The following is a 15861-nucleotide window of genomic DNA, read 5'->3' as shown; positions in this document are numbered from 1 at the left end:
CAGGAATGCCCCGTTGACGAAATCGCCAGCCACCGTTCGCGAATTGATCCGAGAGACCTATTCCTCGCTCACCCAGTCCGAACGCAAGTTTGCGAATTTGCTGTTGGAGAATTACCCTGCGGCAGGATTGGCTTCGATCACGATTGTGGCTGCCAATGCTGACGTTTCGACGCCCACAGTGGCGCGGATGGTGCAGAAGCTGGGCTTCAAAGGGTATCCGCAATTCCACCAGGCACTGCTGAAGGAGCTGGAGGCTAAAGTCTCAGGCCCGACCAAGCGGCGGGACAATTGGGCGACCGAGGCACCCGAAGGCCACCTGCTGAACAGATTTGCACAGGCCGTGACCGACAACCTGCAGCAGACATTCTCAAACATCGACACCGCGCAGTTTGATGCGGCGGTGCATCAGCTGTCAAACACCGAGGGGCGGCTATATGTGGTTGGCGGCCGCATCACCCGGGCGCTGGCGGATTACGCCTTTACCCATTTCCAGGCGATCCGGCAGCGGGTCACGCATATGACGTCATCCTCGGCCACCTGGCCGCACTACGTGCTGGATATGGTCGAGGGTGACACGTTGCTGTTGTTCGATGTGCGCCGTTATGAAACCAACCTGCAGCGCTTGGCCGAACTCGCCTCCGAACGCGGAGTAAAGATTGTTCTTATTACGGACCAATGGGCCAGCCCGATTGCGTCGGTTGCCGAACATACCTTCAACTGCTGGGTCGAGATCCCGTCCGCCTGGGACTCCAACATCTCCACCATGATGCTGTTGGAGGCGATGATCGCCGCCACCCAGGAGGAAAGCTGGGACAAAACCAAGGATCGCTACGACCGTCTGGATGAGCTGTTTGATATGACCCGCCTGTTCCGCAAGTTCTCCTGATCAGAAGACCGGCTGCCGCATGGACATTGACCTCCGGTTGCGCCTTACTGGGCAACAGGCCGGTTTCTTTCAGGCAGGAGTATTCAAATGCGACTAATCGGAATTCTGGCGCTGGCAGCACTTGCTGCAGCACCCGCCGCGGCCAACCCGCTCAGCCGTATTCTGGCCAAGTCAGGGCTGACGCCGCAGGACACCAATATCATGCGCCAGGCCGAACAGTCTCTGCTGGCCGAGGTGCAGGCCGGCACTGGCAATCGGGCTGAATGGACCAATCCGGACAGTGGCGCACATGGCGAGGTCCGGGTGGCCGGCAAGGAGGGTGATTGCCTGCTTTTGCAGCATCAGGCCTTCCTCAAGGACAGTCAGGACCCCAAGCAGGTCCGGCGCAGGTTTTGCCCGTCGGGGACTGACTGGCTGTTGACCCAGTAACCGGGCGCATAGCGTAAAACGTTCCATACAGCGCAAGGGAGATAATATGATGACTGATATTACCCGCAAACACACCGGCCAGCGCATGAGCCAGATCGTGACCCATGGCGATACCATCTATCTGGCAGGCCAGGTCGGAACTGCCGGTGCCAGCGTGGAGCAGCAAACCCAGGATTGCCTGGACAAGATCGACGCGCTGCTGGCCGAGGCCGGCAGCAGCAAAACCCGCATTCTGCAGACGGTGATCTGGCTTGCCGACATGAAGGATTTTGCCGGGATGAACGCAGTTTGGGACGCCTGGGTCCCCGAAGGCCACGCCCCGGCACGCGCCTGCGGCGAGGCAAAGCTGGCCAGCGAGGATTTTCTGGTCGAATTTATCGTCACCGCTGCCAGGGCCTGACCCCGGCGGCAGTCCAGTTCAGGCCCCCTATCGCTCCTGCGCCGCCCGTGCATGCCCAAGGTTGCGCTCAGTGGCCTGAACCGCAGCAATCTGGTGAAACGGGATAACAATCCTAGCAGTATAGATTGTTCCGTTTTGCCTTCTTTTCCCGCTGCTGCCCGGCGGTAGAGTGATTGGTGCAGGTAGGGGGACGGAGACCGCGGCATGGCAGATCAGTCTCTTTCACACAGCAGCCAGGGCCCAATACCCTGCTGGGGGCGCATGCGTTGATGCAATCACCAGCTTCCAAGCTCACCCTGCGGGGGAGCCGCACATCCGTCGAAGCGGCTGAGGCAGAAGGCCTGATCCATAAAATTTTCACCAATCTGGGGTACAGCGCGGATGTCTCGGCGCAGGTGGCGCATCATTTGACCGACACCAGCCTGTGCGGCGTGGAAAGCCACGGCGTCATGCGGGTGCTGGAATATGCCAATCAAACGCGGTCAGGCTATCTGGACCCCAAGGGCACAGCGCGTGCCTTCCGGGACAGCCGCGGTGTGATGCGGGTCGAGGGCGGCGGCGGCATCGGCATCCCGGCGATGCAGCTTGCCTATAAAACCGGCATCGCCGAGGCGCGGGAGCGCGGGATTTCGGCGCTTTCCATCCGTCATGCGGGTCACACCGGCCGCCATGGCGCCTTTGCTGACATGGCGGCAGAGCAGGGTTTTCTGACCATCTGCATCGGCGGCGGCAACCGGCAGACCTGGCGCCAGGTGGCGCCCCATGGCGGGGCGCAGGCCAAACTGCCGACCAACCCTTGGTGCGCAGGCATCCCGGGCGGCGCCCAGGGGCCGGTGGTGCTGGATTTTGCAACGTCCAAGATTGCCGGCGGCTGGATCTACGCTGCCAAATCCGCGGGCGCTTTGCTGCCGGAGGGCTGCGTGATCGACCGCAATGGCAACCCGACCCGCGATCCCGAAGACTATTTTGCAGGCGGTGCCATCCTGCCTGCCGGCGCGCAAAAGGGCTATGCGCTGGCGCTGGTGGCTGAACTCATCGGCGAGGCGATGCTGGGGCCGTCCACAACCGAATGCAACTGGCTGCTGATCACCCTGGAGGCCGCCCGGTTCCGCGACGCGCCGGCCATGCAGGCTGCGGCCGAAGACGTGCTGGCCGATCTGCGCAGCTGCCCGCCTGCGCCGGGATTTGAGCAGGTAGAGATCCCAGGGGAGCGCGAACGCAACCACCGTGCTGCTTCAGAGGGGCAGATCGCGGTGCCACTGGAGACCTGGCGCCAGATCCAGGAGCTGGCCGAAAGCCTGGGGGCGGCATGATCCGATGAACGGCGGTGCTGCAGGGCCTGCCGTTACACCCGGGGTTCACAGCCCGGCAAAAGCCGCCTGGATCAGTCCAGAGCCATTGCCGCCTTGCGGATGGCTGCTTCGGTCTGTTCCAGATCCTCTTCTGTCAGTGCCAGGCTTGGGTAGGTCTTGCCTGGCGACTTGAAGATGCCCTCCGCGCGCAGCACCGCATTGTAACGTCTGGTGCGCTCCGCATTGCCCGCCTGGGTATCGCGGTAGTCCCGGACTTTGCTGTCCGTGAACACAACTTCGAACAGCGCAGGCTCCCCGACGATCCGGAACGGCACCCCGGCCTCTTCCAGCGCCGCACTGGTTGCCTGCATCAGCCGCTTGCCGGAGCCGTTCAGCCGGTCATAGGCGCCCTCGCGGCGCAGCACCTCCATGGTCTTGAGGCCCGCCGCCGCCGCCACCGGATTGCCCGACAGCGTGCCCAGCTGCATCAGCCAGCCCTCGGCGCCGACCTGCGCCTTGTCGAAATGCTGCATGACATCGGCACGGCCAACGATGGCTGCCAGGGGGAAGCCGCCGCCAATCACCTTGCCCAATGCCGCCAGATCCGGCGTCACGCCATACAGCTCCTGCCCGCCGCCGTAGGTGGAGCGGAACCCGGTCACCACTTCGTCAAAAATCAGCAGGCTGCCGTGTTTCCGGGTCTCCTCGCGCAGCAGCTCCAGGAAACCCGGCAGCGGCGGCACGATGCGCTGCAGCGGTTCGGCGATGATCGCCGCAATCTCGTGCCCGTGCTCTGCCATCAGCTGCTTGATGTACTCAAAATCGTTGAACGGCGCCACCAGCACCTCGGCGGCGACCGACGGCGGGATCCCGGCGCTGTCCGGCACTGCCTGCGGAAAGTTCACCCGCACCGAGGGCGCCAGGCTCATCTGCGCCTCTGCCGACATGCCGTGATAGCCGCCCTCGAACTTCACGATCTTGGTGCGCCCGGTGAAGGCCCGCGCCAGACGGATTGCATACATGTCCGCCTCACCGCCGGTGGAGACATAGCGCAGCTGTTCGGCGCAGGGCACGGCACGGCAAATTTCCTCGGCCAGCTCAATGCCGCGGGTGTTGCTGGCAAAGAAAGTCATACCCTTGGGCAGCTGCTCCAGCACCGCCTCCATCACTTCCGGATGGCCATGGCCCAGCATCATCGGACCGGAGCCGATCAGATAGTCGATGTACTCCTTGCCGTCTTCATCCCGCACACGCGCACCCTTGCCCTCGCGGATGACGATACCGGGTTCGAAATTGCCAAATCCGCCCGCGGGCAGCACCGCGCGGGCGCGTTCGGTCCATTCAGCCTGGGAGAGGATCTTTTCCATGTCTTCAATTCCTGTTGAGGGCCGGGTTGCCCGAAGTTAGGTGGAATTTGACCAAAAAGTCAAAAATTAATCGATCACAGCTGCGGGAGCGCCCAGTCCCTCGCGGTCGGGACGTACACCCAGGCCGGGGCCTTCGGGCGGGGCGATGCGGCCATTGCTGCGCTCTGGACCCGCCGGATCCAGCCGCGGGCTGACATAAGAGGACAGGTCGCAGACGTTCATCAGCCGAAGCGGTTCGGTAGCAGCACCCAAATGCAGCAGGGCAGCGGTGGTAATGTCCGAGCCCCAGGTGTCCTCGATGCACATTTTTGCACCCAAATGCAGGCACAGGTCGCGGGCCCGGCGCGAGGCTGACAGACCGCCGAATTTCGACAGTTTGATGGCGGCCGCATCCATCACGCCCGCAGCATGACCTGCCAGCAAGGAGGCCATGTCATGAGCGTTCTCGTCCAGCTTCATCGGCAAGCCGCAGGCCGCGCGCACCCGGGCGCAGTCCTCGATGGTGGCGCAGGGCTGTTCCAACATGATGTCCAGATCTGCAACAGCCCGGCCCACGCGGGAGGCATCCAGCGAGGAGGCACCGCAGTTCCAATCGCCATAGACCAGCGGGCCATCGCCCACCGCTTCGCGCACCATCCGCAGCCGCGCCACGTCGGCCTGCCAGTCGCGGTCGGCGCCAAGCTTCACCTGAAACTGGGTGATGCCGGTGGCCTGCGCCTCGCGGGCTATGCGGGCCATCTCCTCGGGGGCGACACAGGTGATCGAATGATAAAGCGGCATATCCGCCTGCCGCTGTCCGCCCAGCAATGCATGAAGCGGCAGATTTGCCGCCTGCGCTGTCAGGTCCCACAGGGCTATGTCGATGGCTGATTTGGCATAGGCGTGCCCCTGAAGCCAGGCGTCCAGCTTCGCCATCACCGCCTCTGGCCCCACCGGATCGGCACCCAGCAGCAGCGGCGCCATCTCCTCGACCGCGGGCACCACGCCGCGGGCATAGGCGGGCAGGTAATGCGGGATCGGGCAGACCTCGCCCCAGCCTGTGAGGCCGGTATCAGTGTCCAGCGCCAGCACCACGCTTTCGACTGTGCTGCAGGTCTTGCCCTCGGCCATGTAATAGGCGGTGTGGCTGGTCAGCGGCACATGCCACAGGGATATCCGGGTGATTTTCATGTGCGTGTCCCCAGGTCGGATTTCTTCAAAAGGTCGTCACCGCGCCAAAACGCCGCCGCCAGCAGCGGTCCCGGCACCATATCTATGGCGTGCTTCTGGTGCGGGGCGTGGTGGACTATGTCCCCAGGCCCCGCATCCCGCGCTGTGCGGCCTTCGGAGTGGAACCGGGCCTGGCCTGCAAGGATCAGGTAGGTCTCCTCCGGCGCATGCGAATGCTCGCCGTAATGCTGTCCAGCGCCCCAATAGCCGATGGAAAGCCGCATTTCATCGCTTTGGTACAGCCCTTCAGGCGAGATCAGATTGGCCCAGCCGTAATTGTCCAGCCAGTCGCGGGAAAACCCGTCAGCCTCGGTGTATGTCTGCTGCCAGCGTAATCGGGGCAGGGCAGCGGCCAGCGCGGCCACTGCGGGCGTGGTCAATTTGCAGAACTGCCTTCCGGCATCCGCAAGCTCTTCAATTTTCCCGCAGACCGGCAGTCGGCGCGGTTCCACCCAAAGCCGCGGCAGGCTCTGCATCCGCGCAGCAAACCAGCCCAGGCCTTCAGTCCGGGCAGCCAGTTGTGTCAGCTCATGCAGCAACTGTGCAGGCATCGCCTCAGCCTCCGTAGACCGCAACCGGGTCCCCCAGTGCGCCGTCTTCCGGTATCACACCAAGTCCGGGCAGGGAGGGCGGCACCGATACCCCTGCGTCATTGCGCGCGCCCTGGCCTGGCACCGGGTCCACGTCCAGATGATAGTGGCAAAGCCAGCTTGCCAGCCGGTTGGCTTCCGGTGTCGAGGCGGCCAGATGGATCGCCGCGGTATCGGCCAGCGCCGAGCCGCCCAGGTCCTCGATATGCATCTGCCAGCCCACCGAGACGCCAAAGTCGCGGATCTGCCGCGCGCGGGTCAGCCCGCCGACCCGGTTCGGCTTCACCTTCACGCCCTCGCAGGCGCCGCGCCTCCAGGCCTCCAGATGGTCGCCGAAGTCATGCATGCATTCATCCAGCAGGATCGGATTGGAAACGCGGGAGGCGACATGGGCGCATTGGTCCAAGGTTTCGCAGGGCTGCTCTACCCAGTCGCGGGCCTTGACCGAGTTCAGCACCTCCACTGCGACCCCCGGCTGCCAGGCGCGGTTAACGTCGAAGGTCACTTTGTGGCCCTTGGGCAAGCTTTCCGAGATCGCTTCGATCCGGTCGATGTCGAGGCCGGTATCGGTGCCGCCGACCTTGGCCGAATGCACGGTAAAGCCCTTTTGCGCGGCACGGGCGATCAGCGCCAGCATATCTTCCGGGCTGCCGGTGGAAATGGAGGAATTCACCAGCACCGGTGCTGCCTCGGCCCCGCCCAGAAGCTGCCACAGCGGCAGGCCTGTAGCCTTGCCGAGAATATCCCAGCAGGCCATGTCGACCGGTGATTTCACATATGGATGGCCCGGCAGCTGCACATCCATCACCTGGTTCACGTGATCCAGGCTGCGCGGATCCAGCCCGATCAACGCAGGCGACAGCGTTTCAATGCCGGCCCGGATCCCCGGCCCGTGTGCGGGCAGATAGGTATGCCCCCAGGGGCAGCCTTCTCCCCAGCCCGAGATGCCCTCGTCGGTATCAATGCGCACAAAGGTGCTGTCGAGTTTCTCGAACTTCAGCCGCCCGCCCGAAAGGTAATAGGGCTCGCTCAGCGGCAAATCGAGCTGGTAGACAGTGATCCGGGTGATCTTCATTTCAGCTCCACTTCCACAATGCTCATCGAGGCATCTCCGGCGTTGATCACATTGTGTTCGACGCCTTCCTCGCGGCCGTTGGCTGTCCCCGCGGGGACAGTGGTTTCCTTTTTCTTGCCGCCCGGCGGCTCCAGCCGCATGCAGCAGTCTGTGACGGCGGTGATCACTTAGTCCATCGCCTGCTAATGCCAGCCGGTTTCGGCGCCGGGGGCAAAGTTGAAGCGGATCATCCGCACGCGGACATCGCCGGTTATCCGGGTGGCCTGGGCTGCGATGGTCATGTGGGACGGTCCTTGTTGAGAGTGCGGGAGCCTCTGGCGGGGATATTTTCGGCCAGAAGAAGACCGGGTGTGTTATTTGGCGGTTCCGAATGCGGCCGCCGGCGTGCCGGGGCATTCGAAATCCGGTGCCGCGCCCAGCCCGGGTGCATCCGGCGCATAGAGCTTGCCGGTTTCAGCCCGATCGCCGCCGGTCTTGACCTGGAGCCGGCAGTATCCTTGTGTTCGGCAGCCGCCCATCCCGGCTATGGTCTCCGCAGTGCCTTTTGGGGTACTATACGGTACATCGGCGCGCCGCCGGTCAGCGCGGGCGCTATCAGCCGTGCCAGTGGCGGCACGCTTTCGGAATGCGCCGCGATGCAATTCCCGCCGCAGAGGGTGAACCCGCCGCAGCCTTGCTGCCCTGCGCCGGTGCCGGTGACAACGATTGAGGCGGTGGCGGTTTCAATGGCGTTGCCTGCGCCCCGGACATAGGCGCCGTCAGCATAAGGCAGGCCGGTCTGAAAGATGCGGATACAGTTGCTTTTCATCTCTGGCGCTCCTGTGGTCAGCCCGGGGACATTGCCGGATCATCCGCCAGCCCCTCGCCGCGCCAGAACACGAAGCAGAGGATAGGATGCTCGTTGGTGATCATCGCATGCGGCTGGCCGGGCCCGTGCATCTTGGTGCTGCCCGGCACCAGCCGGCGGACTTCCTCGCCCTTGGCCATGAAGTCGGCACTGCCGGAGAGGATCGTATAGAGCTCTTCCGGCCCATGCTGATGCCAGGGATAGTTGAGACCCGGCCCCCAGTAGCCGATTGTCATCCGGCTTTGCTGCGAATGGAAGTGGCCGGTGGGCCCCACCAGCTCAAACCAGCCATAGCGCTGCAGGAAGTCCTTGCCGACTTCTTCCTCGGTATAGGTGAGGCGCCATTCCGCGTGCGGAGCCAGCGCCATGATCGCCTGTTGCAGAGCGCGCACCTCCGCCTCTGCCGGGATGCCTTTGGCGGCAAAACCCGGGTCGGATTGCACCAGTTCTGCGCCGGGAATTTGATGGCCTGCGCGACCTGCCCAAGTGATGTCATCGGGCCAGGGCTGGAATTCAGCTGCCGCGGGCAGCGCCGCATGGTAGGCCTTGGCGGCCTCTAGCGCCTTATCAAACAGCGCCCGGCTCATGGGAGCACCACGATATTGCCGGTGTGCTTCTTGGCGATGAAGGCGGCCTGCGCCTCTTTCAGGTCCGACAGCGGATAGGCTGCGGCCAGTGCCGGTTTGATTTCGCCCTTTTCGATATAGGAGACCACGTCGGTGAAGTTGCGGTGCGGAGTTACGGTGGAGCCGGTGAAGGTCAGGTCACGCAGATAGAAGGTGCGCAGGTCCAGCTCGACCAACGGTCCGGCAATCGCGCCGGAGCAGGTGTAGCGGCCGCCGCGCTCCAGCACGCCGATCAGCTTGGGCCAGGCCGCGCCGCCGACCACATCGGCCACCACGGTGACCTTTTCGCCGCCAAGCGCAGCCCGCAGGTTTTCCGGCGACCGCGGCAGGATCCGGTCAGGGCCAAGCCCGGCCACCTCTGCATGTTTGGCTTCCGAGGACATCGCGATCACCCGCGCGCCGCGGCGCTTGGCAAGCTGGATCAGCGCACCGCCAACCCCGCCCGAGGCGCCGGGGACCAGCACCGTGTCACCGGTGTCCACGCCCGCCCGGCTCAACATCCCTTCGGCGGTGACATAAGAGCAAGAGAAAGTCGCCAGCTCCGCATCGGTGAGGGGGCTTTTGACCACCGCCACACCGCGCACGTCCGCCTTGGTATATTCGGCAAAGCCGCCATCGCATTCGGAGCCGAAGTATCCGGCCTTGTCTTTGTTCTCGGGGTCGTCCCAGTCGCGGACCCAGCCGCCGACCATGACGCGCTTCCCGATCAGGGCTGGATCGGCACCGTCGCCGACGGCCACGACTTCGCCGACCGCGTCGGCCCCCTGGATGCGCGGGAAGGTGAGGGGGCGGCCGCCCCAGCTCGGGTCTTCCTTGCCCGCTTCGTCAAAGGCGCCGCCGGTGGTGGCGCCTTTGACTGATTTGGAGTACCAGCCGGATCGGGTGTTCACATCGGTGTTGTTAAGCCCGCAAGCGCCGACCTTGAGCAGCACCTCCATTGGACCCGGCTGCGGCACCGGCCAGTCCAGGTGCCATTCGTATTTGTCCAGACCGCCGTGGCCGGTCAGAACCATCGCTTTCATTGTGTCGGGCAGGGTCATTTTTGTGTTTCCCTATTGGCTATGGGGAGGGGGGCGCTGCCCCCGCCTTCGGCTCCCCCGGAGTATTTTTGAAAAGATGAAGGGGGCCTGTTGTTTGCTCATTCTGCCGGAGTGCGTTCCGCGTCGCTACGGGGCAGCAGGCTGTCGGGGTCATAAGCGGGGGCGCCAAGGATCCGGCCCTTGCGCGGCTCTCCGGCAACAATCACCTCGATCTGCGTGTCCGGCACATTGGCGTGCAGTTTTAGATAAGCAAAGGCTAGGATCTTGCCGACGGTATGGCCATAGGCGACCGAGGCGGTGGAACCCACGACCTGGCCCTCCAGCAGGACGGCTTCACCGCCGTGGCCGTCGGAGATGCCGTCTGGCTCAATCTCCAGATAGGCGCAGACCCAGGGCTTATCAGCGGCGTTCAGCGTCTTGTCCTTGCCCAGATACGCCTTGTCGGTGCGGGCAAAGCGAAGCACGTCCGCCTCGGCCAGGGTCACTTCGTTGGTGAGTTCGCTCGCGCCCTTGAAACCCTTCTCCATCCGCATCGCATTCATCGCAAAGGAGCCGTAGTCGGCAATGCCATGCGCCTCACCCGCGGCCCACAGCGCGTCATAGACCGCCAGGGCGCTGCCGCGCGGGATGTGCAGTTCCCAGCCAAGTTCGCCCGCATAGGACATCCGGAAGGCCCGGAGCTTATGGCCCGCAACTTCGATCTGTTGCGCGGTCAGCCATTTGAAACCGGCGTTTGTCAGGTCCGCATCGGTGCAGGCCCCCAGGACCTCGCGGGCTTTCGGGCCGTTGAGAGCGATGGCAGCCCAATCGGTGGACTGCGTTGTGATTTCCACCTTTTCACCTGCGCGGTTCTGGTTCAGGTGGTCGAGCAGCCGCTGTTCAAAGAAGGCGGCGCAGACCAGGTAGTAGCTGCCCTCCGCCAGCTTCACCACGGTGGTTTCCAGCTCAATCCGGCCGCGGCGGTTCAGCATGTGGGTGAGGGCGATGCCGCCCGTCTTTTGCGGCAGGCGGTTGGCGGTCAGCCGGTCCAGCAGGGCGGCGGCGCCGGGGCCCGAGACTTCGACTTTGGTGAAGGCGGAGATGTCCATGATACCCACGCCCTCGCGCACGGCCTTGCACTCCAGGCCGACCAAATGGTGCACTTCGTTGCGCTTGAAGGAATAGTGGTCGCGCTGCTCCACACCGTTCCTGGCAAACCAGCGCGGACGCTCGTGGCCAAAGACCTCTTCGTAGACAGCGCCTTTGTCCTTCAGCCGCTCATAAAGCGGCGAAGGTTTGATAGGGCGGCCCGCCAGTCGGTTGAAATGCGGGAAGGGGATCTCGTGGCGCAGCTTGTAGTCCTCATGCGCCTTGGTCACCTGCCAGTCCTTGGTGGCATAGGAGCCAAAGCGGCGCGGGTCGTAGTCGCGCATCGAGATATCGGCGGCGCCATGCACCATCCAGCGGGCCAGCTCGCGGGTGAGACCCGGGCCCCAGCCGATGCCGATCTGGGTGCCGCAGCAGCACCAGTAGTTCTTGACGCCCGGCGCCGGGCCGATCAACGGGTTGCCGTCGGGCGGATGCGAGATCGCGCCATGCACCTCGCGCTGGATGCCGAGGTCAGCAAAGACCGGCATCCGGTTCAGGCTTTCCTCCAGCCACGGCATCACCCGGTCGTAATCTGCGTCAAACAGCCAGTTCTCATATTCCCAGGGGCAGTGGTCGTGCCAGACCGAGTTGCTGCCTTCCTTCTCGTAGATGCCGATCAGCCCGCGCTTTTGCTCCATGCGGATGTAGCCGGAGACCTGTCTGTCGTCGCGGATCACCGGCAGTTCCTTGTCCAGTGCCTCGAACTCCGGCACCGGTTCGGTCACAAAATAGTGGTGGGTCATCGAGGTCATCGGCAGCTGCAGCCCGGACCATTCGCCCATCTGGCGGGCATAGGTGCCGCCGGCATTGACCACATGCTCGCAGCGAATGGTGCCTTTTTCCGATTCCACAATCCACTCGCCGTTATCGGCCTGAGCGATGTTGGTGGCGCGGCAGTGGCGGATGATGCGGGCACCCTTCTGGCGGGCGCCTGCGGCCATTGCCATGGTGACGTTGGTCGGGTCCACATGGCCGTCGTCGGGGTATGAAGCGCCCCAGAACCCCTTCGAGATTATAGAAGGGATGAAGCTCGGCAACCTTTTCCGGGCCGGTGAGTTCGATATTGAACCCCAGCGACCGGCCCACGGACAAGGTATGGCGCAGCCAGTCTATCTCATCCTCGGTGTAGGCCAGGCGGAAGGAGCCGCAGCCGTGCCAGGTTACCGCTTGGCCGGTCTCTTCCTCCAGCTTTCCGGAATAGAGGCCGATGTTGTAATCCACGCATTTGCCAAGGCCAAAGGAGCTGGTGGAGTGGGTGATCTGGCCCGCCGCGTGCCAGGTCGAACCCGAGGTCAGCTCGGATTTCTCCAACAGCACCACCTCCGGGCCCCAGCCCTCATGCGCCAGGTGATAGGCCAGGCCCACCCCCATCACGCCGCCGCCCACGATGACCACACGGGCCTGTGCCGGGAAATCTTTCTCAGCCATTTCGCTGTTCCTGATTGCAATGCGCTTTTCTGCTCGACAGGCTAATTCCATATTTGTACCATCGTCAATCATGAATGGCACAAATGTATCACTGACTGTTTTGGAGCGCCTCACGGAGGAGTGGGATGCGCTGACTCCTGAGGCACAGAAAGCGGCCCGCTATGTGCTGGAAAACCCTGCCGATGTTGGGGTTTCCACCGTGCGCGAGATTGCCGAGGCTGCAAATGTGAAGCCCAACACCTTTGTCCGCATGGCGCGGCAGGTGGGCTTTGACGGCTACGAGGATTTCCGCGCCCCCTTCCGCGAGGCGATTCGCAAAGGCGGGGTGTCGTTTCCCGACCGCGCCCGCTGGTTGCAGGATACGGCCAAGTCCGGTGAACTGGGCGGGCTTTATGCCGATATGGTTGGTGCCGCGATCCGCAATATCGAAGACACCTTTGCAGGGATCGACGCCAGCGCTTTGGAGGCAGCAGCGCATGCGATTTGGAATTCCCGCCAGGTGTTCACGCTGGGTGTCGGCGTCAATAACGCCAATGCCCGCAATTTCACCTATCTTGCCTCAACCGGCATGAAGCAATTCCACGCCATACCGCGGCCCGGCTCGACGGCGGTGGATGATCTTGCCTGGGCGGACGGCCAGGATGTGCTGATCGCGATGACCTGCAAGCCCTACCGGGCCGAAGTGATCGAGGCGATCCGGATAGCGCGCGAACAAGGGGTCGCCATTATCGGGGTCTCTGACAGCCCCGCCAGCCCGGTGATCCTCAATGCGGATCATGGTTTTGTCGTTGCAGTGGATACGCCGCAATTCTTCCCGTCATCCGTCTCGATGATCGCTCTCTTGGAAACTTTGCTCTCCTTTGTGATTGCGGTCTCCAGCGAGGAAATTGTCGCGCGGGTGGAGAAGTTCCACAAACGCCGGCACCAGCTGGGCATCTACGCGGAGGACCCTGAATGAACGCAGCCCCGATCCATTCTCTTGCGGCGCGGTATTACATCGACCCGGTCCTCTTTGAGGCCGAGCGCAAGGGCCTTCTTGCGCGGACCTGGCAGTTTGCGGGCCATGCCAGCCAGATCCCGAACGTTGGCGACTATTTCGCATTTGAGATGGCCGGCGAAAACCTGTTCAGCATCAAGGGGCGCGATGGCGAAATCCGCACCTTCTATAACGTCTGTCAGCACCGCGCCCATCAGCTTGTCTCGGGCGAGGGCACCACGCGGGTTGTGGTCTGCCCCTATCACGCCTGGACCTATGAGCTGACCGGCCAGCTGCGCGCCGGGCCGAACCTCAAATCGGTTCAGAGGTTCGACAAATCCAAGGTTTGCCTGACCAAGGTCCGCACCGAGGTTTTCCTTGGCTTTATCTTTGTGAACCTAGACCCGGAGGCGCGGCCGATGGAAGACTGGTTCCCGGATGTGCGGGCTGAGCTGGAGAGTTTTGTCCCCAATTGGGCGGACCTGAAGCCGCTGGAATGGGTGGGTATCCCGGAGACCTGCAATTGGAAAGTTTCCGTTGAGAACTACTCTGAATGCTACCACTGCAGCTTGAACCACCCGACCTTCTCCACCGGGGTGATCAAGCCGGAAACCTATGACATCCAGCCCCAGGGCTATTGCCTGCGCCACACCACCGAGTGCAATTCGCTGGACCAGATGACTTATGACATCAACTCCGGTTTTGAAAACAACGAGAAATACTCCAGCTGGTTCCTCTGGCCGATGTTCTCCTTTCAGGTCTACCCGGGCAATCTGCTGAACACCTATCACTGGCGGGCCGTGGACGCTGATCACGTGGTGGTCTGGCGCGGCTGGTATTCCATCGGCGGCGAGGACAATGAAACCGTGCGCCGGATGGCGGTTCAGGACCGGGCAACCACGGTAGAGGAGGATATCCACCTGGTTGAATCCGTGCAGCGCGGCCTCAAAAGCCGCGGCTATGTTCCCGGACCCTTGGTGGTTGATCCCTCTTGCGGAGTGAACTCGGAACATTCAATCCTGCATCTTCAGAAGTGGATGCGTGAAGCGGCAGACCATGATCTTGCAGCAGGGACCTAACGAAAATGACACAGCTAGATGCCGAATGGCTGAACTACATCGACGGCGCCTGGGTGCCCGGCGGGGCAGGGTGGATTGATGTCACCAACCCGGCGAATGGCGAACTGCTGGCCCGGCAAGCGCTGGCTGACGCCGCCGACGTGGACCGTGCCGTGCAGGCCGCCCGCCGGCTGCATCTGTCAGGGGAGCTGTCATCGCTGCGCCCGATTGCGCGCGGGCGCATGGTGCAGGCAATGGGTGGCTACCTCTTGGACAATCTCGACGAAATCGCGCGCGTCCTGACTCTGGAACAAGGCAAGCCGCTTTGGGAAGCCCGGATCGAGGTCGAAGGCGCGGCCCTCTATTTCGAATATTACGGCAATCAGGCCAGTACTGTCGAAGGCCGCTCGATCCCGCTGGGCGGCGGCTATTTCGATTGGACCGAGAATGAGCCGATGGGCGTCTCCGCCCAGATCATCCCCTGGAATTACCCCGTGGAGATGACGGCGCGCTCGCTGTCGGCTGCACTTGCCACCGGCAACGCTTGCGTGATCAAAACGCCGGAACTCACCCCGCTCACCAATGCCTGGCTCGCCCGCGCGGCGGAGGCTGCGGGTTTCCCGGCTGGCGCGGTCAATGTTCTTTGTGGTTACGGGCATGAAGCAGGCGCCGCTCTTTCCGGCCATCCGCAGGTCAACCAGATCGTCTTTACCGGCTCTGTTCCCACTGGCATCCGTATCGCCACCGCAGCGGCACAGAACGTAGTGCCTTGCGTGCTGGAACTCGGCGGCAAGTCCGCTGCCATCGTGCATGAGGACGCCGACCTCGACGCGTTTGAGAATGACATCCGCTGGGGCATCTATTTCAACGCAGGTCAGGTGTGCAGCGCCATGAGCCGGGTGATCGTGCACGAAAGCCGCCATGATGAGCTGGTCGAGCGCGCGATGAATGTGGCCAGCAGTCTGAACGTTGGCCCCGGCATCGACCGGCCGGAGTTTGGCGCCAACATGGGCGCCATGGTCTCCATGCCCCAGCGCGACCGCGCCCTGGGCATCGTCCAGCAGGCGCAGGCAGACGGCGCCACCGTTGCCACCGGTGGCACGCCCGTTGGCAATGCGGGTGCGTTCCTGGCCCCGGCCATCGTCTCCGGCATCACCCCGAACGACAGCATCGCCAGCGAGGAAATCTTCGGCCCCGTCCTCTCGGTGCTCAAGTTCCGCTCCGACGCTGAGGCGATCGCGATCGCCAACAGCACCGAATACGGGCTGGTTGGCGGCGTCTTCACCCGCGACCTGGACCGCGCCACCCGCTGCGCCCGCCAGCTCCGCGCAGGCCAGGTCTTTGTGAACGAATGGTATGCCGGAGGGGTCGAAACCCCCTTTGGCGGCTACGGCAAATCCGGCTACGGCCGCGAAAAGGGCCGCGAGGCGCTGTGGAACTACGTGCAGACCAAAAACATCGCCATGAAATTGAGAGGCTGAGATGAGCGCATTTGACGAAGATCTGTTCC

At 63.3% G+C, this 15861-nt stretch carries 16 protein-coding genes and 1 pseudogene (1 of these 17 cut by a window edge); 8 read left to right on the top strand and 9 right to left on the bottom strand.

Annotated elements, in window-relative coordinates:
- Positions 1–13: 13 nt before the first annotated feature.
- The 4 genes from ETW23_RS15670 to ETW23_RS15655 all read left to right on the top strand — a co-directional run bounded on the left by ETW23_RS15670 (position 14) and on the right by ETW23_RS15655 (position 3028).
- Positions 14–886 carry a MurR/RpiR family transcriptional regulator gene (locus tag ETW23_RS15670; protein WP_129369955.1) on the top strand — a complete coding sequence of 291 codons (873 nt, stop codon included), beginning with the start codon at positions 14–16 and terminating at the stop codon, positions 884–886.
- A gap of 87 nt (positions 887–973) precedes the next feature.
- Entirely contained in the window at positions 974–1315 is a 342-nt protein-coding gene (locus ETW23_RS15665) for a hypothetical protein (RefSeq protein WP_134830557.1), read from the top strand.
- Positions 1316–1364: 49 nt separating this feature from the next.
- The gene (locus ETW23_RS15660) at positions 1365–1715 is read left to right on the top strand and encodes a RidA family protein (RefSeq protein ID WP_134830556.1); all 351 of its coding nucleotides are present in this window, start codon (positions 1365–1367) and stop codon (positions 1713–1715) included.
- Positions 1716–1984: 269 nt separating this feature from the next.
- On the top strand, positions 1985–3028 hold the full coding sequence (locus tag ETW23_RS15655; RefSeq protein WP_134830555.1) for an Ldh family oxidoreductase: 1044 nt from the start codon (positions 1985–1987) through the stop codon (positions 3026–3028).
- Between the two features lie 71 nt (positions 3029–3099).
- Here the strand turns inward: ETW23_RS15655 and ETW23_RS15650 are convergent, their stop codons facing one another.
- From ETW23_RS15650 to ETW23_RS15610, 9 genes and pseudogenes are all read right to left on the bottom strand, one after another.
- Complete coding sequence (locus tag ETW23_RS15650; RefSeq protein WP_134830554.1) at positions 3100–4374, bottom strand: aspartate aminotransferase family protein; 1275 nt, start codon at positions 4372–4374, stop codon at positions 3100–3102.
- A 66-nt stretch (positions 4375–4440) separates the two neighbouring features.
- Positions 4441–5544, bottom strand: a complete 1104-nt coding sequence (locus ETW23_RS15645; RefSeq protein ID WP_134830553.1) for a mandelate racemase/muconate lactonizing enzyme family protein — start codon at positions 5542–5544, stop codon at positions 4441–4443.
- Positions 5541–6134 (bottom strand): dimethylsulfonioproprionate lyase family protein, encoded by a 594-nt coding sequence (locus ETW23_RS15640; RefSeq protein WP_134830552.1) that lies wholly within the window; start codon positions 6132–6134, stop codon positions 5541–5543. The genes ETW23_RS15645 and ETW23_RS15640 overlap by 4 nt, the downstream gene beginning before the upstream one ends.
- A gap of 4 nt (positions 6135–6138) precedes the next feature.
- Positions 6139–7248, bottom strand: coding sequence for a mandelate racemase/muconate lactonizing enzyme family protein (locus ETW23_RS15635; RefSeq protein WP_134830551.1), 1110 nt, complete (start codon positions 7246–7248; stop codon positions 6139–6141).
- A complete protein-coding gene (locus ETW23_RS26820; protein ID WP_348773148.1) occupies positions 7245–7415 on the bottom strand; it encodes a hypothetical protein in 171 nt (56 codons plus the stop codon). Before ETW23_RS26820 ends, ETW23_RS15635 begins: the two co-directional genes overlap by 4 nt.
- A gap of 356 nt (positions 7416–7771) precedes the next feature.
- The gene (locus ETW23_RS15625; protein ID WP_134830550.1) at positions 7772–8056 is read right to left on the bottom strand and encodes a hypothetical protein; all 285 of its coding nucleotides are present in this window, start codon (positions 8054–8056) and stop codon (positions 7772–7774) included.
- Between the two features lie 17 nt (positions 8057–8073).
- On the bottom strand, positions 8074–8682 hold the full coding sequence (locus ETW23_RS15620) for a dimethylsulfonioproprionate lyase family protein (RefSeq protein WP_134830549.1): 609 nt from the start codon (positions 8680–8682) through the stop codon (positions 8074–8076).
- Positions 8679–9761 carry an alcohol dehydrogenase family protein gene (locus ETW23_RS15615; protein WP_134830548.1) on the bottom strand — a complete coding sequence of 361 codons (1083 nt, stop codon included), beginning with the start codon at positions 9759–9761 and terminating at the stop codon, positions 8679–8681. Before ETW23_RS15615 ends, ETW23_RS15620 begins: the two co-directional genes overlap by 4 nt.
- A gap of 98 nt (positions 9762–9859) precedes the next feature.
- Positions 9860–12317, bottom strand: a pseudogene (locus ETW23_RS15610) (FAD-dependent oxidoreductase).
- Between the two features lie 70 nt (positions 12318–12387).
- Between ETW23_RS15610 and ETW23_RS15605 the strand changes: the two are divergent.
- The 4 genes in view from ETW23_RS15605 to ETW23_RS15590 are tightly spaced (at most 5 nt apart) and all read left to right on the top strand, a layout consistent with a single transcriptional unit that may run on beyond the window.
- Positions 12388–13275: a MurR/RpiR family transcriptional regulator gene (locus ETW23_RS15605; protein ID WP_134830547.1), complete on the top strand. Its 888-nt coding sequence runs from the start codon at positions 12388–12390 to the stop codon at positions 13273–13275.
- Positions 13272–14372: an aromatic ring-hydroxylating dioxygenase subunit alpha gene (locus ETW23_RS15600; protein ID WP_134830546.1), complete on the top strand. Its 1101-nt coding sequence runs from the start codon at positions 13272–13274 to the stop codon at positions 14370–14372. Before ETW23_RS15605 ends, ETW23_RS15600 begins: the two co-directional genes overlap by 4 nt.
- A 5-nt stretch (positions 14373–14377) precedes the next feature.
- Positions 14378–15832, top strand: a complete 1455-nt coding sequence (locus ETW23_RS15595; RefSeq protein ID WP_134830545.1) for an aldehyde dehydrogenase family protein — start codon at positions 14378–14380, stop codon at positions 15830–15832.
- A 1-nt stretch (position 15833) separates the two neighbouring features.
- Positions 15834–15861, top strand: the 5' portion of a protein-coding gene (locus tag ETW23_RS15590; protein ID WP_134830544.1) for a carboxymuconolactone decarboxylase family protein. Its footprint extends 356 nt past the window's final position; 28 of the gene's 384 nt are visible here — the first part of the coding sequence; its start codon is at positions 15834–15836; its stop codon lies beyond the right edge, outside the window.

This window comes from Leisingera sp. NJS201 (assembly GCF_004535885.1).
GTDB lineage: Bacteria > Pseudomonadota > Alphaproteobacteria > Rhodobacterales > Rhodobacteraceae > Leisingera.
This window is presented reverse-complemented; position numbering and strand designations above follow the sequence as displayed.